This window comes from Candidatus Kapaibacterium sp. (assembly GCA_025059875.1).
In the GTDB taxonomy this organism is placed as follows: domain Bacteria; phylum Bacteroidota; class Ignavibacteria; order Kapaibacteriales; family HRBIN21; genus HRBIN21.
This window is the reverse complement of the sequence record JANXCT010000001.1, coordinates 316,513-339,142: the sequence shown is the minus strand read 5'-3', so window position 1 is coordinate 339,142 and position 22,630 is coordinate 316,513. Positions and strand designations below refer to the sequence as shown.

Below are 22,630 nucleotides of genomic sequence, written 5' to 3'. Positions count from 1 at the left end.
TATTTTGTAAAAGACAGCGTCGAAGGGCCTAAACAATGTCTGCACGCTGGCTTGTGCTCATCCCAGTTTTCCCGATCGTTGTCACGGCACAGCAGTGGCATAAAGTCACCTCGATCCCAGCCCCATACAGCAGCAACTACTGGCTGGATGTCTTCTTCCTGCCCTCTAACCCGCAGTACGGCTGGGTCTGTGGCTTCAATGGGATGGTCATCCGCACCACGAACGGTGGTCAGTCATGGCAGGGGACGCGGATCCCAGGGGCCAATCAGTTGGAGAGCATCCACTTCGTCAACCCCAGCGTTGGCTACACTTCCGGTCCCGATGGGATTTGGTGTACCACCGACGGGGGGACCACATGGACGGAAGTAACTCCCGATAGCGCTTTTGCCCTCTGGGGCTGCTACGCCCTCAGCCCAACGCTCGTGATGGTCATCGGGGGTGGCTGTGGTAGCACGCCACAGCGCTTCTTCCGCAGCACGGACGGTGGGGCTACCTGGAGCTTCTTCACGGGCACGGAGCCAAACAGCGGTCTGACAGACCTGTTGCTCTACTCCGACGGCACAGGTTACGCCGTCAGTAGCGGCCGTCTCTGGCGCACAACCGACGGTGGGCAGAGTTGGGCTGTCTTTGCCTCTTCTGGCTCGGCTGTGTGGCAGGAAGAGATCACCCGCATCGGTAACTCCTTCCTCCTGCCCTTTGCTGGAATCACCTGCAGCGGTCAAGGGAATGCCGGCGGTATGCGCTTCTCTACGGACGGCGGCACGACGTGGAGGGAATTCTCCACCGGCCGACCGATGTTCGGGGCCTTCCTGCTCAATGCTACAACTGGCTGGGCATGTGGATACAACGGGGCGGCCTACTACACTTCCGATGGTGGTCAGACGTGGCAGCTCCGCAACTGCGGGATTGACACCACACTGCACCTAGACGACATCTGGTTTGTCAACGACACGCTCGGCTGGGTCGTTGGGCAGGGCGTCTGGCGCTATGGTCCCCCAGAGCGCCGCTTTGAACGCGACACTCTCATCTTCCCCGACGTCTGCATCCCAGGCAGTGTCGAGCGCGTCGTGCGGCTGGAGAACCGTTCGTTTACGCAGAGCTCCGTCACCCTCAGCATTACTGGGGCAGACGCCTCTGCATTCCGATTAGGGAACTTCCCTCCAAACGCCGTTCTGGCGTCGTGCTCATGGACGCCAATCCCTCTACAGTTTGAGCCTACGCGGGCTGGGGTGCACCGTGCCCAGTTGGTGGCAACCTTCGCAGACGGCACGGTACGTCGGCTGGAGCTCGTCGGGATTGGACGCCAGCGGGATGGCTTTCCAGAACGGGACACACTCGTGGTTGCTGCTGCCCCATGCGGTGTCCGGACAACAGTCCAGCTCCCATGGCGGAGCCGAGATAGCGCAGCGATTGTCCGCATTGACTGGATCGGAGGAGACCCTAACATCCGTCCCGAGTCGCCCCCACCTTTGCCAATCCCACGCCAGGGAGCCACGCTCAGCTTCAGCATCCTCCCGACCGATACAGGCTGGACAGAGGCCCGCTTCCGAGTCCGACTCCAGCCGTGCACCCACGACACCACAATCGTCGTGCGGGCCTACGGGATATCACCCATCCTGACAGCCCCTACGGTCCGAACATACCCGCTCCGCTGCCAGCTTAGCCAAGTGGACTCCATCCCCATCGCCAACACGGGCAACGATACGCTCCACATCCCGCGCCTCTGGATAGAGCAGTCTCCTGCAGGCACCATCACTGTACTGGGCTGGAGTAGTGGCCGGAGCTTCCCTATCCGCATCCCTCCGCGCCGTGCCGACACCCTGCTGCTCCTTATTCAGCCATCCGCTGAAGGCCCCTTCACAGCTACCGTGTGGCTTGAGAACAACGACTCCACGAAGGCCCGTGGACAGAAGAACCCCTTCCGCATTGAGCTTGGTGGCGAGGCCCGTCGGACAGCCGTCGTGAGCCAGCTCCAGTCCTACGACTTCGGGCGTGTCTGCGTGGGAACAAGCCGCGAGATCCGCCTCCGCCTGGAGAATCGTGGGACTCTGACGGCATTCTTGAGCCAGCCACGCATTGCTCCGCCGTTTGCAGCAGAGCTGGAAGACCGGCGGAACCCACCGCTCATCCTGGGTATGGACTCCGTAGGCCTGCGCATCCGATTCAGCCCCGCATGGGAGGGCAGCTTTGCTGACACGGTGCTCATCACGGCTACACCCTGTGGAGAGCGAATTGCCATCGCCGTCCGTGGTGAGGGTATCCGGGCAGCAGGGCAGTTCCTCGCTGGACGTCTGCAGAGGCAAATCCCCGCGGCGAAAGCAGACACCCTCCGGACTCCATTGGCCGCTGTTGGCTCGGCCCACCTCCGATTGGATCGCTACCGCTGGGATCCACCAGCTCCCTCATGGCTGCGCATCCTGGAGCCTCCCGTAGGCACATGGGTCCAGAGCGGGACACAGCAGGAGATCGCACTGCAACTCCTACCGACCGACACTGCAGCCCGATACAGTGGCACACTCTGCGTAGAGAGCGATGCAGAGTGCCCCACGACTACGTGCATCCCCGTGGAGATCGTTCGGCCACGCTCGCGCCTCCGCGTGGAGCTTGGGACATCGCCTGAGTGGCGCCGGCTCTGCATACCGTTGGACACTGTGGTCACGCTCTTATGGATTGGCGACACTGACCCGCATCTCCCCGAGACTCTGGGGCTCGTCCGTTCCGTTTGGATTGAACCTCCGACACCGGCCTTTGAGCTCACTGGACTACCACCGCTGCCCTTTGTCGTTCGGGCTGGAGAGCTCCTACCCATCCGCCTCCGGATTCAGACTCCCGTAGAAGGGCGCTTTATGGCTGAGCTTGTCCTCATCGCGGAATCCTCAGGAGATTCGCTGGTACTGCGCTATCCTATAGCGGCCGAGTTCTACCGCTCCATCCTCCAACTCTCCCCACCGCTCCCACCGGACACACTCACCGCCGAAGTCTGTGAGGCTGAGCGTATCCTTGCCCTGCCCGTCTACAATAGCGGTATGCTCACGGACACTGTGCTCGCTGAGCTTATCCCTCCAACACCCGCTCTACAGCTTCAGAGTCCGGCACGCTTCGCCTTACCAGGGAAGGGCTACGACACGATTCTACTCCGACTCTCCCCAGAGCAGCTCCGAGAGGGTGCAAATCACTTCACGCTGCGCCTAAGGAGCCTTGTCTGTCCCGGCGAGCTCCTATGGTCGGTGACAGTCATTGGCGTTCGGCCGCAGCTCGCTGTCACACCACCGGCTCGGGACTTCGGCAGCATCTGGGTTGGAGAGTCCAAGGTGGACACCGTTGTCCTCCAGAACCCCTCGCCTGTGGATGTGCAAGTCGAAGCCGTCTGGATTGAGCCCGCAGATGCAGGATTCGCTTTGGAGGGGCTCTCTCCACTGCCACTCCTCCTGCCAGCAAGGCAAAGCTTGGTGCTCCCTATCCGTTTTACCGCTGTGCAATCTGGGAGCTGGCAAGCCACGCTTCAGGTCAGGGCACGCTCCGTATGTGAAGTCACAGCAAGTGGAGAGCTCCGCGCCGTTGTGCCGATAGAGGCCTACACGCTGCAGCTTTGGATCGATCGCCATGCTGCTCGTCCTGGGGATACCCTCAGTATCCCATTATGGCTCCAGGGACCGACGCAACGTGCCGTGGCACAGCAACTGGAGATAGAGCTCCGGTTTGACCCCGCCCTCTTCTTCCCGCTGGAGGTTTCGACAGAAGCCGGCAGGGCTCCCTCTTCCTACGACGGCGCTGGACGACTGCATTGCACTGTCAACGTCCCGCCAATTCCAGATGCTAGCACCTCCCGACCGATCGCACGACTCGTCGGCGTCGTGCTGGCATCCCTGCCCTCAGAGACACCAATCCACTTTGCTAACGTCCGGGTCGTCGCACAGAAGCAGACCTCCGTGGAGACCCGCGATGGGTTCCTGATAGTGCTCTTTTGCAGCCCCGGCCGCTTCGGCATCCGTGCAGCCCCGTGGGCGACTGTCAGGGTAGCCGCTGATGGGCTCCACATCCAGCTCTACAGCCCCATCCGCGAACTCTGGGACCTTCGCCTCAATACTCCCGATGGCCGCCAATGCTGGCATTCTCGGGAGCTCGTCAATGGCTTCCACACGGTGATTGTCCCCACCCAGACACTGGCGAGTGGGTTCTATGTCCTTACAGTCCGTTCAGCCGACGGAAGCACGGCAGAGCGCTTCCTGGTACCCTGGCTCCGATGAGTCCATGGTTGGCCATCATACGGTGCAGTGGAAGGTCTCCGTTGAAGAGGCCATAGAGCTCCAACGCCAGTGGGCACAACAGGTCTGTCGAGAACGCCAGTTGCCGGACACAGTCAGTATCGTAGCAGGGCTGGACGCTGCCTATGATGGTAAGAACATCTATGGCGTTGCTGTCTCTCTGCGGCTACCCTCGCTAGAAGTGGCGGAGAGCGCAATCGCCGTCTGTCCGGAGGAGTTCCCCTACATCCCTGGGCTCCTCAGCTTCCGAGAAGCCCCCGCACTACTGGGAGCTCTCCAGCTGCTCCGTGCACAGCCGGACGTCATCCTCTGTGACGGTCAGGGGATTGCCCATCCACGACGCTTCGGGATTGCCTCGCACATCGGGGTACTGGCCGATATCCCTAGCATCGGGTGCGCAAAGTCTCTCCTCTGCGGGCAAGCTGAACATCTCGCAGACACCGTAGGTGTGACAGCCCCTGTATGGGACAGAGGTGAGGTAATTGCCCTTGCTCTTCGCACTCGATCGCGCGCGAGGCCAGTTTACATTTCAGTCGGGCACCGCGTAGACCTCCCCTCCGCGGTCGAGGTAGTGTTGCAATGCTGCCGCGGCCATCGACTTCCCGAACCAATCCGCCTTGCCGACCTTCTGAGCAAGCGCCTCTCCCGAAGCGCTCGACGAAGCCCTTCCGCGATAGAGAGGAGTGCGTAATTTTGCGCCCCGCGAGCTTGTAGTTGGAAAGAGGCACGCTAATGCCACACCATCGCTCGGCGAAGAAGCGCGTTCGGCAATCGGAGAAGCGGCGTCAATACAACCGCCGCAATAAGCGGTTGGTCAAAGAGGCCATGAAAGCTGTCCTGCAAGCAACGACGCTCGAAGAGGCCGAACAGCTCCTGCGCCGAGCCTACAGCATACTCGATAGGGTAGCAGCTCGCGGAGTCCTCCATCCAAACGCGGCGGCAAACAGAAAATCGCGTCTGGCTTCTTTCGTCCAAACACTTCGGCAACGCTTAGCCGCGCAGAGCGGCACAGCATAGAGAGCGCACCCGTAGCTCAATTGGATAGAGCGTCTGGCTACGGACCAGAAGGTTCGGGGTTCGAGTCCCTGCGGGTGCGCACAGAGTATGGCAGTGGCGATGGGGCAACATGTACAGCTGGTCGCTGCGGTAGGCCTGCTGGCAACGGTGGCCGCCACGGCCGCTACTGTCGTCATTGAAAGCTTCACCGCCCGACCGCAGGGTAACGCAATCGTGGTTGAGTGGCGTGTGAGCCGCGAGGAAGGGGTAGCGCGCTACGAAGTCGAGCGCTCACATGGCAATTCACAGGAGTTCCGCACCCTAACGACTGTCACTCCGAAAGGAGCTCCTGCCACCTACACCTACGAAGACCGCGACGTACTCCGACCCACGGCACCGGAGCAGCGTCTGTACACCTACCGCATCAAGATCGTTGGGAAAGACGGCACGACTTCCTACAGCCCCACTGTTACCGTAGCCTATAACACCAGCGGGATTCGCCGCACGTGGGGCATGATCAAAGAGATGTTTCGCTGATGCCACCCACGTTGTCCCGTGCCCTTCCCGCCCTTTGGGAACGGGCAGAGGCCGCATACGCCGAAGCGCGCTTCCGAGAAGCAGCTCGACTCTATGCTCAGCTGGCTACCCTATTGACTCCAAAGACGCCTGAGTGGTACACTTGTCAGCTCCACCGCGCCCATTGCCTCCGACTATTGGGTAGATTCCGCCACGCCCTCCAACTCTACGAACAGCTCCAGCGCTTTGTCACAGAAACTAGCAGAGAGGACTCGACGGACCTCATTGTCGGCAAGGCGCTGTCACTACGCGTCCTCGGTGACCTGAAGACCGCACAGCAGCTCCTGCAGCAGGCCCTCCAGACATACCAGCGGCAGCACGACACTGAGGGTATTCTCCACACCCTCTGGGCTCTCGGCACTACTCTTCGCTTTGCCGGCGATTTCCGCTCAGCCTGGGGATACCTCCGCCAAGCCATGGAGCTCTACCGACGCACTCGGGTGGGTTCTCCAACCTACCTCTACTGCGCTCTCGGCGGGCTGTCTCGCATGCAAGGAGCCCCAAAGCGCTCGCTACGTTACTACTGGCAGGCACATCGGAATGCTCTCCGTGAGGAAGATCTCTTCGGAATTGCCTACTCTGCATGTGGGATTGCGAATGCCTACCGCATCCTTGGAGATTGGGAGGCTGCAGAGCACTTCTTCACCGTCGCCCGACTCCACTACGAACACATTGGCGAGCGGCTCAGCTACGCGTACACCCTGTGGGGCGAGGCAATGCTCTTTCTCCTCCTTCGGCGCTGGGACGCCGCTGCCGAGCGGCTGCATTCTGCCGAACGCATCTTCCAACGCATAGGGGACCGGCGAGGACTCATCTACACCACCATGGTACACCTCCAACTCACCGCACTATCGCACGGACATCTCCCCAAGGACCATCTCCACTCCCTCCAACGCGCCCTCCGATGGGCTAACCGTCATGGGTACTGGTTCGAGCTTCTCCACCTCCACCTCCTCCGACGCCTTCTTGGAATAGAGCCACAAGAGTCCTCCGAAGCCGAGCTCCAGCGGGCATATCGAGCATGTGGGTCACAGTGGCTACGCTGGTCGCGGCCGATAGCGCTGCCTGTAAACTTTCCATAAGTCCACAAGCCTTCGCTGTCTGTGCTGTAAGTTTGCGGAGCTTACAAAGCCTCGAAGGTGGTAAAGGACATGAGCATCCTCGTCAATCGCTCAACGCGCGTAATCGTGCAGGGAATCACAGGGACCGAAGGGACATTCCACACAGCGCAGATGCTCAGGTACGGGACACAGATCGTCGGTGGTGTCACTCCAGGCAAAGGTGGCATCCTCTATACGGGAAGGGGCAACGACATCTTCCCACAGCCCGTTCCAGTCTTCAACACCGTCCGAGAGGCCGTAGAGGCAACGAATCCTACAGCTATCGTCAGCTTTGTCCCTGCGCCTTTTGCTGCCGATGCACTGCTGGAAGCGATAGAGGCCGAGATTCCCCTCATCGTCTGCATTACCGAGGGCATCCCTGTGCGGGACATGGTGCGGGTCTGCGAAGTGCTTGCGGGTAGCCGATCACGCCTCATCGGGCCAAACTGCCCGGGCATCATTACCCCAGGTGAATGCAAAATCGGGATCATGCCGGGCTACATCCACCGACCTGGGCGAATTGGTGTCATCTCACGGAGCGGGACGCTGACGTACGAAGCGGTCAAGCAGATTACGGATGCTGGGCTGGGACAGTCTACTTGTGTCGGAATTGGAGGCGATCCTGTCCTCGGCTCTACGTTCGTAGACTTGCTAGCCCTCTTCAACGAAGACCCAGACACCGACGCTATCCTGCTGATTGGAGAGATTGGCGGCACGGCAGAGGAGGAGGCAGCAGAGTACGTGCGGCAGTTCGTGCACAAGCCGGTCATTGGCTTCATCGCCGGACGGACGGCCCCACCGGGACGCCGCATGGGACATGCCGGTGCCATCATCACTGGCGGGCGTGGTACGGCTGCAGAGAAGATTGCGGCCTTCGAGGCGGCAGGGATTACTGTAGTAGAATCCCCTGCCCAGATCGGCGCAACGGTTGCGGCCGTCGTAGCGCAACACAACCGTCAGCACCGCGGTACACCCTCAAGACGTCGCTCTTCAAAGAGTCCGTCATCCCAACGGAGCTCGAAGCGATGAGCGAGCGTACGTTGGCCATCATCAAGCCAGACGCCGTACGCCGCAACCTCATCGGCGACATCATCACTGCTATCACCCAAGCAGGGTTCCGAATCGTCGGCATGAAGTTGGTCCGCCTCACTCTCGAGCAGGCAGAGCGCTTCTACGAGGTCCACCGTGGTCGCCCCTTCTTCCGAGACCTGACGCTCTTCATGAGTAGCGGGCCAGTCGTTGCCATGGTCCTCGAGAAAGAGCGTGCAGTGGAGGACTTTCGGGAACTGATTGGTGCCACCGACCCTGCAGAAGCAGCTCCGAATACAATCCGCCATCGCTTCGGGACCTCCAAGGGAGAGAATGCCATCCATGGCTCTGACTCGCCTGATAGCGCAGCTCGCGAGATTGCCTTCTTCTTCAGCCTTACGGAACTGGTGGACCACGATTCGCCGTAGCGCTATCCCATATGTGCGCGCGCTCCCCTGGTATCAGGGAGCGAAACTGTTGTGCTCCGGCATCTTCTGGAGCGTCTGGACGGCGTGCTGGTGGGCGCTACCTTCAACCGCACAAGTGGCAGGGGAACCGCCAGCCGTACGGGAGCCGATTCGTCCACGGCTCCTAGCCTCCATCCCCGTAGGACGAATCCGATACTGGGAACTCCGGGAACAGACCCGTGGCCGACTCTCCTTTGCCGACGGCTCTGTCAAAGAGTGGCAGCGTGAGGTCACCTATCTCCTGCGACTCTATGCCTTCAGCAGTCGTGAGCATGACATGACAGATGTGGCATGCCGCGTGGAGAGGCTGCAGTACCGCTTCCAGCAAGACACGGTCGTCGTAGAGTTTGACAGCCAAGCTCCCGAAAAGCTTCGCCGTCGCCATCCCGACCTGGAATACATCTCTGCCGTGCTCGCTGCAGAGCTGGAAATCCTCTTTTCCAGCTACGGGGACATAGCTCACATCCGAGGCGAGCAACTAGAGTGGCTGCGGTTATATCTCCGGGACGAGCTCGGCGAGAAGTCCCCAGAGCTTCCAGCAAAGCTTGCTGCTGTCTCTGACGGGCGGTGGGCACTGCTGTTCGACCTTCACAAAGGGATTGTCCCCGGCATTCGAGTACGCGAGGACTCCATATGGCAACGAGTCGTCACACTGTGGCTGGAAGGAATTGAATGGCGCGATACGGCACGGGTCCTCATCTCTCAGACTACGGACACAACCCGCATCCTGGTTGGGGTTCTGCCCGCGCTTGTACCGCTGTCGTCCACAGCGTGGCTACCAAATGCTGGCCCGTCTCCTGTTACCATCAGCGACGGCAAGGGGCACGCCCAAATCACCGTAGAATTGGCTCCGCGGGGCCTCATCCTACGCTCACAGCTCCATGCCCACACTGAATACACCGCCGCCCCCACTGGTGGCTCGCCTCCCTTCCGTCAAACCGTGCAGACTATGCTTACATGGCGCTTTGTGCGAGAAGAGTAGCAATTGCCGCAGCGATCAGCTACCTCCTCATCCCATCCTGCCGTCCACAGCAGGCTCCGCAAGCTGAATCCAACGTAGAACCTTTCTCCGCTGGTGACTCCCTCATCCCTGTCGAGCGTGTAACCCTACCAGAAACACTCCGCTACGCCGTCCAGCCAACGGAGTGGTACGACTACTGGATGATACGGCTGGACACGCTCATCCAAGACACGATGCGGCACACAAGCGCCGTACGGCAGTTCTACCGAAAAGTCATCCACGCCATTCGGCCCGATGGACGCATCGAAGTAGGCTTGCGAATTGACACCTTGATTGCCAGCTTCACTCTCCCTGACACTAACGGGACTGCGCGAAGCTTTGCGTACGACTCCCGAAGTGCTGGTGACCGGACGAACCCAGAGTTTGCCCACCTATCGGCGCTACTAGGGACTGAGGTGCGTATGCTCGTCACACCCGATGGGCGCATTGATTCCGTCTTCGGGCTCGACGCTGTCCTCCGCCGTCTCCGGCAACTGAGTACTGACACCATACCAGAAGCATTGGAGCCACTCATGGAACGCCAACTGGAGGAGCAGATGTACCTGCCCCTGCAGCAAGAGTACGTTGCCTTCCCCACAGCACCTCTGGATACCACTCGGACATGGCGTCACGAGTACTCGGACGTCCTTGCAGCGATGTTCCCCGTTCAGAACACAGCGGAGTACCGAATTGTTGGTGCCCGCCCTATGGGTGGTCGCCAACTCTTAGAGATTCACGCGGTGCTCCGCTCCCGGCCACAACAGCGCCGTCTCCAGCAGGGCCCGCTACAGGTAGAGCTCCGGCAAGCATCGCTGTCTGGCAGAGGTCGAATCCTGGCCGATGCGCAACAGGGCTACACCGTTGCAAAAGAAGTGCGGCTCCAGTCCCGCTTTGAGGTGCTGCTCCGCGACACTCTCCAGCAGCGGACGGAGAACATCCGCCAGACGGCGAACTCGTATGTGGAATTTCGCCTCGTGCAGCGAGGATGGTTGAGGAAGTGAAGCGCCTCCTGCGCCTCCTTACCCCGATTGATTGGCTCGCTGCTGGCGTCATTCTCTTGGGCCTCCTCATTGCTCTCGCGCTCGACGATGCCGCTGTTCGCCTCATCGGGGTCTCTGCTGCCCTGCTGGGAGCCGTTGCTTTCTTCGTGCTGCTGTCTCAGCGCTTTGGAGATGGGCTACCCCCAGCTTCAGCTCTACGCTCCCAAGCCGCCCGACTCCGGAAGACCGTCCAGCAAGAAAGCCGTGGCACTCGCCTCATCTTCGACGACTTTGCAGAGGCCTTCACTACCACCGAAGGCCCTGCTGACGCTGATACCGAATCCCTCGAGACTGTGGAGTTCGCTGACCCTATCTCCAGCGTCCGGATCGTTGGACGCCGGCCGCGCCAAGAGGCCGCTACCCCATCCGTCCCAGCCCAACCAGCCCAACAGCAACCAACATCGCCTCCGCTAGCACCGCCTGCACGTATTCGGGCGGTCAGCCTCCCCGAGTTCGTCATCGCCCCTGCGGCAGCCCCAGCGGAGCCCCGGCATGCTTTCCGCGCTCTCATTGAACGGGTCCTCACCCTCGTGCGCCTCATCACCCCAACACGGACCGCAGCCCTCTTCTGGCTCGATGCCGAGCGGCAGGCGCTCTTTTTGGAAGCTTGGCAGTCTGACATTCCCGAGCTCTTCCGCGCTGACCCTCGGAGAATCTCCCTCGGGCGTGATATCGTCAGCCAAATCGCCTCAGAAGGGCGGGCAGAGATCGTCACCGAAATCCAGCCCACAGCAGAGTTAGAGCTCCTCCCCTACTACCGGGAACCAGCGAAGACGAGCTCCTTTGTAGGGGTCCCAATCCTGCTACAGAATCGCCCCGTTGGTGTCCTATGCTTGGACAGCGACCAACCCCACGCCTATACGGCAACGACCGTAAGCCTCCTGGGACATATCGTCCTCCTGATTGGCGGGCTCCTGCAGAACTACATCCAGCACTATGAGCTGCGCCAGAAGGCAAAAGTGTGGGAGTCCGTCACCTCCTTGTGGGACCTCCGCTCAGCACCGAACGGTACCTTTGAGCAAGGGCTCCTCGAGCTCTTCGTTCAGCTTGTGCCGGCCCCAGTCGCACTACTCTGCCTCTACAGCCCGGCTCACCGAGGATGGAGGGTTGCCGCTCTACGTGCCCCCGAATCATGGTCGTCACTTCAAGACGTGCTCTGCCTCTTAGAGGGAACGCTCATTGGGGCCGCCATCTACTCTGGTGAGCCACAGCGATGGAATGAATCAGCCCATCGCTTCCGCCTCCATCCCAACGAGCCACTGCTGGCTGCTTCATCTTACGCCTACGCCTTCCCGCTCCGTTCTGAAACGCATGCCTACGGAGCGCTCTACTGTGAACTCACCGAACCATTGGCTCCACAAGAGGAGGAGCTGCTGGAGACCGTAAGCTGCTGGGTCGGTGGAATCTTAGAGCACCGCTACTGGCAGGAACAACTCCGCGGAGGACTCTGGTTCTCGGCGCACCAAGGGCTGTGGACCGAACAAGGATTCCGACACCGAATAGCGGAAGAGATAGAGCGGATCGCCTGTCTACGGGGTGCCGCCGTCCTCTGCGCCCTCCAGGTAGACCGTTATGGCTCTCTTGCTGGACTAAGTTTGGCGCAGATGCGCACACTCCTCAGTGGCCATGTCGTCCCACTGCTGCGCGCGCAAGTACGCCCCTGCGACTTGATTGGCTACCTAGCTGAAGACATGCTCGGGCTGCTCTTGCCGGGCATGGAGCTCACCCATGCCCAACTCTGGGCAGAGGGAGTCCGAAAGCAGGTTGCTACAACCGTGTTCTCGTTTGAGGGACACCGGCTGAGCTTGACTCTCAGCATAGGTCTCACTGACCTCCGGCGGCACATGAGCGCCGAGGATGCCCTCCGAGCAGTCCAGATAGCTCTGCAGAAAGCTCTGCAGAAGGGCAATTCCGTCATCCCCTACGATTGATGCCCGTATGCAGCGACCCATCTATCCAGACTTAGCTGAAGCAATCCTCCGCCTGCTCCGCAAACGTCCCCTCCGGCTCTACGAAATGGCCCGGCTCCTGAGCATCCCCACCCAAACGGAGCGGTATGAAGAGCTCCTGGGCACCTTGGAGTGGCTCCAGGCCCAGGGACTCATCGAACGAGGGACTCGCCGACGCTTCCGCCTTCGGCTCCCTGAAGGCCAGACGCTACTAGAGGGGGAGCTCTCCATCGAGCACGGAGTTGGGGTCGTCCGGACCGCGCATCCGGAGTATCCCGAAATCATCGTTCGCCGGCATCACCTCAACACAGCCCTCCCCGGAGACTACGTCTTGGTCTGCCCACTACGAGAGAGTTCACGCAAGAAGCCTCGCGGTGAAGTCGTTGCCATCCTCCGTCGCTCTCTGAAGCTTTTGAGCGGCACTGTGGAGTACGACGGCAACTTCTTCTTTCTGGTGCCTGACGACGAGAGCTACTACGTAGACTTTCTCATCCCAGCGGACAAACTCAACGGGTCCCGCCACGGCGATAAGGTCTTAGCTCGGTTCCTCCGGTGGACCGACCCATTGAAGAACCCCGAGGCTGAGATCGTAGAGGTCTTGGGTCGCACAGGCGACCCGAAAGCTGAATTTGCTAGCATCCTCAAAGAGTTTGAGCTCCCCTTCCGCTTCCCGCCTGCCGTAGAAGAAGAGGCCCGCCAATTGGCGCATCCGCCAACGCCTGAAGAGATCGCCCAGCGACGTGACTTCCGCTCTGTGGTCACCTTCACCATCGACCCCGAAGACGCCAAAGACTTCGACGATGCCCTCTCCATCCAGCCTCTGCCGAACGGTAACCTCCTCCTCGGAGTCCACATCGCTGACGTTAGCTTCTACGTGCCCGAAGGGAGCCTGACAGACCAAGAAGCATTCCGAAGAGGCACAAGCGTCTACCTAGTGGACCAAGTCGTGCCGATGCTACCTGAGGTGCTCTCCAACGATATCTGCTCGCTAGTTCCCGGGGAAGACCGGCTGACGTACTCAGTACTAATGGAGTTCACCCCCACCGGGGAGCTGTGCCAGTACGAACTCTGCGAGTCCGTTATCCGAAGCCATCGGCGCTTCACCTACGATGAAGTCCAGCACATCATCACGACGGGACAGGGCCCGTATGCGGAACAACTCCTGCTCCTCCATCGTTTAGCGCAGACGCTCCGAGAACGCCGCTTCCGCGAAGGCGGCATCGATTTTGAGACAGTGGAGCTTCGCTTCCAGCTCGACGAGAGTGGTTTCCCGCTAGAGGTTATCCCTAAGCAGCGGACGGAAGCCACGAGTTTGGTGGAGGAGTGCATGCTGGCGGCTAATCGTACGGTAGCTCAGTTTGTCCACGAGCGCTCTGAACATTGGCGCCTGCCTGAACCCCTCCCATTCCTCTACCGCATCCACGACGTTCCTGACCCAGCAAAGGTCCGCGAAGTCCTGGAAATTCTGCGCTCCTTAGGCATCCCCATCCGCCATGAGCCGAAGACATCCCAGGAGTGGACAGAGCTTCTGAGCCGCATAGAGCAGCGCCCCGAGAAACTCGTCCTCCATCAGCTCCTCCTCCGGGCGATGGCAAAAGCAATCTACTCTCCGTACAACATCGGGCACTACGGGCTAGGCTTCTCCGCGTATGCTCACTTCACCTCGCCGATTCGCCGCTACCCTGATTTGGTCGCCCATCGGCTTTTGAAAGCCTACAGTCAGCCCCGGAAACCATCTCCTCACCGCTTGCGCCAACTACTGCGTTCTCTGGAGCATGCCGGCGAACACTGCTCCCGCCGTGAACAAGTTGCCATTGAAGCGGAGCGAGCAAGCACCAAACTTGCACAAGTTCTCTTGGCAAGCCGGCTGTTGGGACGAAAATCCTGGGGGATCGTTACCGGCCTCTCCTCCTTCGGTCTCTTCGTCCAGCTCGAGCGACTCTACATCGAGGGACTCCTCCCCCTCCGGGAGATGCCGGGCGATTTCTACACTTTCGACGAGCGTCGCTACCGCTTCGTCGGCAAGCGGACACGCAGATCCTTCACGCTCGGCTCACGCCTGAAGGTGCAGATCAGTTCCGTTGACCTCAAGCGGCGCCACGTTGACTTCCGCTACGTTGCCTCTCACGGCCCCAACAAGGTCCCTGCCGGAGGGGGAACGTCGTAGATGCCGTTGTAGCTGAAGCACAGCACGAAGATCGCTAACCCCGCCCACCCCAAGAGCCGCCGTCCTGGCGTCAGCGGTTCTGACTCCGGCACAGGGGGATGTTCTAGCCGTATGAAGAGCCGCGTCAACAAGGCCCATATTAGCCACCCCTCCCACGCATTGAAGTACCAAGGTGCATGCTGCTGAATCCAGCCTGTCAAGGGGAGCACAATCTGCTGCAAGAGCTGCACAAGGGGGTTCGGCGAATCCACAGCCAGCAGTTCTGCTATCCAGCCCACGATCGGCCCTAGACCAAGTAGCACGAGAGCCCACCAGACCAATCGCGCAATCTGACGGTGGGCATCGCCGAAGAGAGCATACGTGATGTGGCCTCCGTCAAGCTGGCCCAGAGGTAGCAAATTCAACATCGTCACGAAGAGCCCGAACCAGCCCACGCAGAGGAAGGGATAGTGGTACATCTCATTCATCGGCGGGACGAAACTGCCTGGCGGAGCGAGGAGCTCTGCCAACCAGTGGTAGAGCGGGATATCCCCAAAGTGCAGTCCCCACGAGGGAATCTGTCCAAGCACGGCATACTCCGGATGGACGGCGAAGATGTATTCCTTCGGCGGCAGCGTACGGAAGCCGATGATGAGGATGGCAACGCTGACCACGAACCCAGCTAATGGACCTGCTATGCCAATGTCGAAGAGCACTCGCCGTGAGCGGATCGGAGACAACGTCCGGATCAGTGCTCCCATGGTCCCGAAGGGAAAGAAGAAGAAGGGGAGCGGTACCGGCAGGAAGTAGGGTAGCGTTACCTCCACCTTGTGGAAGCGGGCAGCGAAGTAGTGTCCAAATTCGTGTGCCCCCAAGAAGCTGAGGATCAACACGGCATAGGTAAGCCCGTAATGCAGATTCGTCAGCTCCAGCGGATCTTTTCCCATCCACTGGACGCCAGCAAGCAGAACCGAGAAGAAAGTAAGCGCGAACAGTACGACATGAATCCAGACACGGCGACGTACTCTCTGCTGCCACTCTGGCACAGAGACAGGCGGCAATGGTGTGTATCCCATCGGCTATGTTTCCGGCGTTGCTAAGACCTGCTCTACGTTCTGGGGCTCTGCCGGACGCATGTGAGGGAACAGGATGACATCCCGAATCGTGGGCTGCTCCGTCAGTATCATCACCAGCCGGTCTATGCCAATCCCCAAGCCCGCTGTTGGCGGCATGCCTACTTCAAGAGCCCGCAGGAAGTCCTCATCCAGCGGCATCGCCTCAAGGTCCCCCTTCTCCCGCCAGCGGGCTTGCTGCTCTAGACGTTGGCGCTGCTCCATGGGATCGTTAAGCTCAGAGAAGGCGTTCGCAATCTCCATCCCGAAGAGGAAAAGCTCAAACCGCTCGGCAACTCCAGGCAGGCTGCGGTGCCGTTTTGCTAATGGGGAGAGGCTTAGCGGATAATCTATCACGAACGTCGGCTCCACAAGCCGCGGTTGGACCGCTGTGGAGAAGATCTCGTCCAGCAGCTTCGGCTCAGAGACTGTCGGCGAGACCTGTATCCCCAAGCGCTCAGCGATCTCTCGCAGCGTCTCCACTGAACACTCTCGCAGATCATATCCTGTCGCCTCATGCACGGCATCATACCAGCGCACTCTCCGAAACGGGCGCCGGAGCTCCACCCTCTGTCCACCCCGTTGTAGCCACAGTGAACCGTTGACCTGTTGGACGACCGTCTCTAAGAGCTCCTCCACGAGCTCCATCATCCACTCGTAGTCCCGATACGCAACGTAAAGCTCCAAAGCCGTGAATTCCGGATTGTGGAGGCGGTCAATCCCCTCATTGCGGAAGTTCTTGCCAATCTCGTAGACCCCCTCGAACCCACCGACGATTAAGCGCTTCAGGTACAGCTCTGTGGCGATGCGGAGGTAGAAGTAGCTGTCCAAGGCATTGAAGTAGGTTCGGAACGGACGCGCATTCGCTCCACCGTAGACGGGCTGTAGGACTGGGGTCTCTACTTCCAACCACCCGCGGGCGTCGAAGAAGTCCCGGATTGCCCGGATAATGTGGGCCCGCTTGCGGAAGACCTCGCGCACTTCAGGATTGACGAGGAGGTCAAGGTACCGGTAACGGTAGCGCTGTTCTTTGTCCGTGAACGCATCATACCGAATTCGGTGGCCCTGCTGGTCAACCACCTCCTTCGGCACTGGGATTGGGCGCAGCGCCTTGCAAAGGAGCTGGAACGAGCGAACGTGGAGGGTTAGTTCGCCGGTGCGAGTATAGAAGAGGAAGCCACGAGCACCGATGATGTCGCCAATGTCCAGCAGCGGCAGCAACTTGTAGTGCTCGCCCAAATCGTCTGCGCGGAAGTATACCTGTAGGCGCCCGCTCTCGTCCTGCACATCCGCGAAGGTAACCTTGCCCATCCGGCGAAGGACCATGATGCGCCCAGCGAGGGCGACGTCCGCGAACGCTTCCAAAGGCTGAGATAGGACCCCCTGCCGTAGCTGAGCTATCGTTGCCGTGCGCTCGTAGGAGTATGGATAAGGCTCAATCCCTTGCTGCCGCAGTAGCTGCAGCTCCTCGCGCCGTCGAAGTTCCTGGTCGCTGAGCCGCTCCATCCAACTCGCCATCCATGACCAACTTCACGACACGGTGGGCAGAAGCTCTGCAACCGCTGCAACGGCCTGCTCAACCTCAGAAGCAGCATTGTACCAGTGTGGGGAGAAACGAACGTACTCCAGGCGAGCCGAGCAGCGGATTCCCAACTGAGCAAGATGTGCCACCAGCTGGGATGCAGCTTCCCGACTAGGGAGCCGACAGGTGACGATACCCGCTCGCCGCTCTGGCTCCCGTGGGGTTACCAGGGTTCCCTCAGGAAGCACCTCCTCCAGCCGATCCCGAAGGAGGCCGCTCAACGCCATCACACGCTCCTCTGCGCGAGCAGGCCCATAGTCCCAGAGCAGCTCGACTGCTGCGATGAGCCCAGCGAGTCCCCCAAGATTGAGCGAACCTCCTTCAAAGCGCCGTGCCGTCCGAGCCAGCGGTTGCTCAAACGCAAAGAAGTCCCACGGGTCCTCTGCCGCCAACCACCCGAGTATGGCTGGGGTAAGGTCCTCCAGAAGCTTGGGGTGTACGTAGAGGAAGCCAGTCCCATGTGGCGCAAGCAGCCACTTCGCCCCACCACACGCCAAAGCTGCAACTCGGGCACTCAGGACATCTATCTGGCGCGCACCTACGGCCTGGATACCATCAACGACCAGAAGGGCACCTCGCTTAGCACAGAGCTCTCCGAGTGCTTCCAGGTCTGCCCGATAGCCCGAGAGGAACTGAACGGCACTCACAGCCACGACTCGGACTGCCCCATACAGTGCCTGCTCAACACGGTCTACCGGTAGCTGCCCATCAGGCATCGGCACAAACCGCAGCTCTACGCCGAAACGGCGCAGCGCTCGCCATGGGTAGACGTTGGCAGGGAACTCCTGTGCCCCTACCACAACTACGTCGCCCGTCTTCCAGGGCAGTGACAAGGCAACCGCCGCCAGAGCTGTCGTCGTGTTCGGAACGAACGCAATCGTCTCTGGCGATGGTGCCCCGATGAGCTTCGCAAGGAGTTGCCGGCCTTTCTCCAACTGTGCAATCTCCCAATCGAGCTCAGCCGTGCCCCAATGACGCCGAAAGAGGTACTGCTGTACCGCCTCTACAACAGGGGTGGGCAACGGTCCTGTTGCCGCGTGGTCTAAGTATGCGACGCCCTCCCGATAGTGGGGAAAAAGCTCTCGATACGGGGCTGTCTCCAGCTCGTACGGAATCTGCCAATCCATGGAATCTGCCAATCCATGGAACCACGCTACGGTTGCCACTGGAACACCCGGGCTGCAATGGGACGGCCGTCGTGCCACAAGCGCACAGCGTATACCCCAGCTCCAACGCCCCGCTCTCTGAGCTGCAAGGGGAGACGGTAGGTGCCAGCCTCGAGAAAGCCCGTGTGCAACACCTGAGCCTCCCCAGTGAGCGAGACCAACTCTACCTTTACTTCCCCTGCCGAAGGGAGCACGACTTCGAGCATGCTGCCCTCTTGCGCCGGGTGCGGTAATATCTGCAGCGAAGCTCCCTCGGAGGCCTCCCTCCTCACGGTGGTCGGAGCGACGGAGTACTCACACAGCACATCCTCGGCATTCAGCCGAATGGAGTCCGGGAAAAAGGACAGCTCCGCTTCCACCACCACCTCTCGCTCGGTGCTAATGAACCGCTGTTCCGCCTGCTCGCCGGTCCTTCCTGTGAAGCGCAGAACCCAGGGCATGACGAAGACGGCGGGGATATTCTGCCCACCTTGCGTCTGCCGGACATAGCAGCGCACCCAGTATCGCCCCTCGGCTAGTCGAGAGACGACTGGCTGCAGCTCTATGATGGGGTGGCCAGCGCTGTACACCCACTGGCCGAAGAAGACACGCCATGGCACTGGCGGATTCGGGATGTCGCGTTGCAGAGATGCCAACAGGTCCTCTGTCTCCGCCGCTCCATAACGGTGCCGCTCCATGTACGCCCGGAGCGCGGCAAAGAAGAGGCTATCCCCAACCATGCGACGCAGCATGTGGTAGACCCACGACGCCTTCGCGTAGACGGTGGGGTAGTAGAAGATGAGCTCACGAGGAGGAGCGTAGAGCGGGAGGTACATGGCAACGTTGCGCCGCTCTAAGTAGCTCCCCCGCGCACGCTCCATCCGATCCTGGTACGCCCGCGGACCCTGAATCCACTCCAGCCACAGCGCCTCTGACCACGTAGCTCCGCCCTCGTTGAGCCAGATGTCATCCCACGTGGCGCAACTGACTAAGTCGCCCAGCCATTGATGCGCCAACTCATGCGCAATCCCCCATTCTGCCCATCCGCGGAGCCAAGCGCGGTTGACGGTCGTCATTGTCTGGTGCTCCATCCCACCGTATGCGAAGGGCTGCACTGCAGCCATGCCGTACTTGACGAAAGGGTAGCGGCCGAAGAAGTGTTCGTAGGCCCTCATCATCTCCGGCACCCGCCGGAAGGCAAAGCGAGCGTTGTAGCGCCGCCCCGTCGTGTCCGGACTGCTTACATCCGGAGCCCAAACGTAGTACGACAGCGGGACTCGGCTACCATCAGGACGCACGTAGACATCACCGAACTCGGCATAGCGGGAGGCGTGGACTACCATGAGGTAGGTGGCAATCGGAACAGTATCCTTCCAGCGGTAGAGCCGTACCCTCCCGAACTGCGGGTCACTCCTCTGGATGACGGTGTCGAGCCACCCATTGGAGGCCACAACGAAAGAGTCGGGCACGAGCACAGAAATCTCTGCCAGTGCCTTATCGTGCGGGGCATCGTTACACGGCATCCAGTAGCGTGCATCCTCCGGCTGGCTCATTGTGTACGCAATCCGCTCTTCTACGAAGACCGAATCTCCCGCCGGACCAACCCCCACAAACTCCCCCTTCGGGTAGAGGTAGAGCCCGATGTTGCGAGTGGTCTGGGAGGTGTACTCCAGCGTCACTGTAACCGTGTCGCCAGCACGTACAGCGAATGGGAGCCAGACGACGACGGTATCGCCAGCAGGCTGTGTCACAGTTGCCGAGGTGCCGTTGACCGTTGCCCGATCAATCCGCATCGCTGCGGCGTCGAAGACTAACTGCCGGACTTGGGGGCTGTCGATGCGCACGGTGATGCGGTTGACCCCCGTGAAGATCCGGTCTTGAGCTGTCGTTCCTGTTCGCGAGAGCAATCTTACCCAGTCTAGGAAGAGGTCGTAGCGAAGCACATCGTAGGGACGCCGTCGGATCGCCGAAGGACGGCGCTCTCCAAAGTACTGCTGCGAAGCCGAACACCATGACGGAAGAGGAGCATCCTCTGGCTCTACTGCAACGGACTTCGGTAGCGACCACGCTACTCTGCCTCCTGCTGCCCACACCTGACCGACCAAGCACAGGAGTCCAAACAAGCCTACTACTACTAGCCAATTCATTTGTCCCGCATCGTGGCTGCACGAACATCCTCCTCACCCATCTGCTCAGCGATCGTCCGCAGCACTGCCCGGTCACTGAACGGCCAGACTTCGCTGCCAATGATCTGGTACTCTTCGTGCCCTTTGCCAGCCACGAGGATGACATCCCCTTGCCGACTCGTGAAAACAGCTTCGCGCAAGGCTGTTCCTCGATCCGGGATGACCCAAACCTGATGTCGTGCCTCGGCGGGGATGCCGCTGAGGATGTCGGCGAGGATCTCCTCTGGAGGCTCCCACCGCGGGTTGTCGTTCGTCAGCACAACAATGTCGGCCTCTCGAGCAGCAATAGCGCCCATGAGCGGACGCTTAGCGCGGTCACGCCCTCCCCCACAGCCGAAGACGCAGAACAGCCGTCCCCCTTCCTCCGACAGCAGACCACGAGCGGCCCGCAGCGCTCGCTCTAGTGCATCGGGGGTATGGGCGTAATCAACTAGCGCCAGCGCTCCATTCGGCAGTGGAATCGCCTCCATGCGTCCTGGCGGAGCTTGGGCCATAGCGATTGCATCCTGTAAGAGCGGAATCTCTAACCCCAGTGCCCACCCCAGGGTGGCTGCCAGGGCCCCGTTCCACGCATTGTGCTCTCCCAGCGCACGCGTGCGGAACGGAACCCACGTTGATGTCCCAGGAAAGCGCATCTCCCAGGAGACACCTTCACGCGTTGCCCGTATCTCCCGCAATACAACATCGGCTTCTGAAGCCGTCCCAACGCTTAGCCGCTGTCGGGAAGCTGCCGCTTCCAGCATCCAGCGTCCCCAGCCATCACCGGCCTCGCAGGCAATCGCGACGGAATCCGCTGGCAGGAGCTCAAAGAGCCGACGCTTTGCACGCGCGTATGCTTCCATGGTGCCATGGTAGTCCAAGTGGTCATGGGTCAGGTTCGTAAACAGAGCTGCCGCAAACCGCAGTGCTGTCACCCGATGCTGGTCCAACGCATGAGAGCTCACCTCCATCGCAACGGCCACCGCTCCACGTCGGCGGAGTTCAGCTAGCACAGAGTTGAGTTCAACCGGGCCAGGCGTCGTATGTGCCAATGGCCAATGTTCCTCTCTCCACACCACGCCAGTCGTGCCAACGATTCCGCTCGGGATACCAGCCCGCTCCAGGACACCGCGCACGAAGAAGGTCGTCGTTGTCTTCCCATTTGTGCCCGTCACTCCGATGAGCCGCAGATACCGACTAGGCTCGCCGAAGAAGCGATGGGCCAATACAGAGAGTGCCACGCGGGAATCTGGGACACGAACGACAGCGCACCCAGCCGGCAAAGGCTCAGGGAGGACTTCGCAGACGACACCACAGGCTCCGTGTCGCAAAGCTTCACCGACAAATTGATGCCCGTCCACGGTACGCCCCCGAACGGCAACGAAGAGAGAGCCAGGAAGACACTGCTGGGCAACGTCACAGACTGCTGTAATCGGCTGCTCTCGTTCTCCCTGCACCAACTCGTGCGGTATCCCCTCCAGTAGGAATCTGAGCGGCACTGCAGTTGTCACCATGAATCCTCTTCCTGTTGCTGCTCCAACGGCTTGGGCAACGCAACTTCGGAGCTTAGCCCCAGAAGTTCCAAGATCCGCTGCAGGAGCTGGCGCTCCAAGATTCCGTTCGAGGCCCAAAAGTGGATCCGATTCGTGATGTATCCCTCCATGCCGCTCAGCTCTGCTGTTAGCCGCATCTCTACCCCTTGTGTATCCAGCTCGCTCAGCCGCACTACATACTGGATCCGACCGTTCATCCACCGGGCACCACGTATTCGCGGCAACTGTACGCTATAACGCTCCATGACTGCGCGCGTAGAGTCCTCTCCTTGCACCAGGACGCAGTACTCAGAACGCAAGATTCCGGAGAGCAGTCCTGCCGTGTCTTCCCGCGAGCGCTCGTACTCCAGCTGACAACCCCGCTCTGTAATTGCCTGCTTAGCGGCACGCCATACCTCCGGGAAGCGTTTCGGTATCACCAACCGAAACTCCTGCTGAGCTATACTCGCTCCTGTAGCCACAACGAAGATTAAAAACCACCGTCCGAGCATTGCTCCTAGCCAGG

At 60.4% G+C, this 22,630-nt stretch carries 17 protein-coding genes and 1 tRNA gene; 12 read left to right on the top strand and 6 right to left on the bottom strand.

The features are described from left to right. Positions 1-35: 35 nt before the first annotated feature. The 12 genes from NZ960_01515 (at position 36) to rnr (ending at position 14,589) form a co-directional block, all read left to right on the top strand. Positions 36-4,247 (top strand): choice-of-anchor D domain-containing protein, encoded by a 4,212-nt coding sequence (locus tag NZ960_01515; protein ID MCS7176296.1) that lies wholly within the window; start codon positions 36-38, stop codon positions 4,245-4,247. Between the two features lie 4 nt (positions 4,248-4,251). Continuing rightward, positions 4,252-4,956, top strand: a complete 705-nt coding sequence (nfi, locus tag NZ960_01510; GenBank protein ID MCS7176295.1) for a deoxyribonuclease V — start codon at positions 4,252-4,254, stop codon at positions 4,954-4,956. Between the two features lie 41 nt (positions 4,957-4,997). Continuing rightward, entirely contained in the window at positions 4,998-5,282 is a 285-nt protein-coding gene (gene rpsT / locus NZ960_01505) for a 30S ribosomal protein S20 (protein MCS7176294.1), read from the top strand. A gap of 5 nt (positions 5,283-5,287) precedes the next feature. Next, positions 5,288-5,361: transfer RNA gene (locus NZ960_01500), tRNA-Arg, on the top strand. Between the two features lie 20 nt (positions 5,362-5,381). Continuing rightward, the gene (locus tag NZ960_01495; GenBank protein ID MCS7176293.1) at positions 5,382-5,798 is read left to right on the top strand and encodes a hypothetical protein; all 417 of its coding nucleotides are present in this window, start codon (positions 5,382-5,384) and stop codon (positions 5,796-5,798) included. After that, positions 5,798-6,919, top strand: coding sequence for a tetratricopeptide repeat protein (locus NZ960_01490; protein MCS7176292.1), 1,122 nt, complete (start codon positions 5,798-5,800; stop codon positions 6,917-6,919). The genes NZ960_01495 and NZ960_01490 overlap by 1 nt, the downstream gene beginning before the upstream one ends. Positions 6,920-6,988: 69 nt before the next feature. Next, entirely contained in the window at positions 6,989-7,966 is a 978-nt protein-coding gene (sucD, locus tag NZ960_01485) for a succinate--CoA ligase subunit alpha (GenBank protein ID MCS7176291.1), read from the top strand. Further along, positions 7,963-8,394, top strand: coding sequence for a nucleoside-diphosphate kinase (gene ndk / locus NZ960_01480; protein ID MCS7176290.1), 432 nt, complete (start codon positions 7,963-7,965; stop codon positions 8,392-8,394). The genes sucD and ndk overlap by 4 nt, the downstream gene beginning before the upstream one ends. Next, positions 8,309-9,415, top strand: a complete 1,107-nt coding sequence (locus NZ960_01475) for a hypothetical protein (protein ID MCS7176289.1) — start codon at positions 8,309-8,311, stop codon at positions 9,413-9,415. The genes ndk and NZ960_01475 overlap by 86 nt, the downstream gene beginning before the upstream one ends. Further along, entirely contained in the window at positions 9,391-10,434 is a 1,044-nt protein-coding gene (locus tag NZ960_01470) for a DUF6263 family protein (protein MCS7176288.1), read from the top strand. The genes NZ960_01475 and NZ960_01470 overlap by 25 nt, the downstream gene beginning before the upstream one ends. Further along, positions 10,419-12,404 (top strand): GAF domain-containing protein, encoded by a 1,986-nt coding sequence (locus NZ960_01465; protein MCS7176287.1) that lies wholly within the window; start codon positions 10,419-10,421, stop codon positions 12,402-12,404. The genes NZ960_01470 and NZ960_01465 overlap by 16 nt, the downstream gene beginning before the upstream one ends. 7 nt (positions 12,405-12,411) lie before the next feature. Beyond that, positions 12,412-14,589 carry a ribonuclease R gene (gene rnr / locus NZ960_01460; protein ID MCS7176286.1) on the top strand — a complete coding sequence of 726 codons (2,178 nt, stop codon included), beginning with the start codon at positions 12,412-12,414 and terminating at the stop codon, positions 14,587-14,589. Here rnr and NZ960_01455 read toward each other — a convergent pair. From NZ960_01455 to NZ960_01430, 6 genes are read right to left on the bottom strand one after another with little or no spacing between them, the layout of a single operon-like run. Further along, positions 14,547-15,644: a site-2 protease family protein gene (locus NZ960_01455; protein ID MCS7176285.1), complete on the bottom strand. Its 1,098-nt coding sequence runs from the start codon at positions 15,642-15,644 to the stop codon at positions 14,547-14,549. The two genes, rnr and NZ960_01455, sit on opposite strands and share 43 nt — an antisense overlap. Positions 15,645-15,647: 3 nt before the next feature. Then, positions 15,648-17,198 (bottom strand): lysine--tRNA ligase, encoded by a 1,551-nt coding sequence (gene lysS / locus NZ960_01450; protein ID MCS7176284.1) that lies wholly within the window; start codon positions 17,196-17,198, stop codon positions 15,648-15,650. Between the two features lie 12 nt (positions 17,199-17,210). Beyond that, positions 17,211-18,389 carry an aminotransferase class V-fold PLP-dependent enzyme gene (locus NZ960_01445; protein ID MCS7176283.1) on the bottom strand — a complete coding sequence of 393 codons (1,179 nt, stop codon included), beginning with the start codon at positions 18,387-18,389 and terminating at the stop codon, positions 17,211-17,213. Positions 18,390-18,415: 26 nt separating this feature from the next. Further along, entirely contained in the window at positions 18,416-20,554 is a 2,139-nt protein-coding gene (locus NZ960_01440; GenBank protein ID MCS7176282.1) for a M1 family metallopeptidase, read from the bottom strand. Beyond that, positions 20,551-22,086, bottom strand: coding sequence for a UDP-N-acetylmuramoyl-L-alanyl-D-glutamate--2,6-diaminopimelate ligase (locus NZ960_01435; protein ID MCS7176281.1), 1,536 nt, complete (start codon positions 22,084-22,086; stop codon positions 20,551-20,553). The genes NZ960_01440 and NZ960_01435 overlap by 4 nt, the downstream gene beginning before the upstream one ends. Next, positions 22,080-22,616, bottom strand: a complete 537-nt coding sequence (locus tag NZ960_01430; protein MCS7176280.1) for a hypothetical protein — start codon at positions 22,614-22,616, stop codon at positions 22,080-22,082. The genes NZ960_01435 and NZ960_01430 overlap by 7 nt, the downstream gene beginning before the upstream one ends. Positions 22,617-22,630 lie beyond the last annotated feature (14 nt).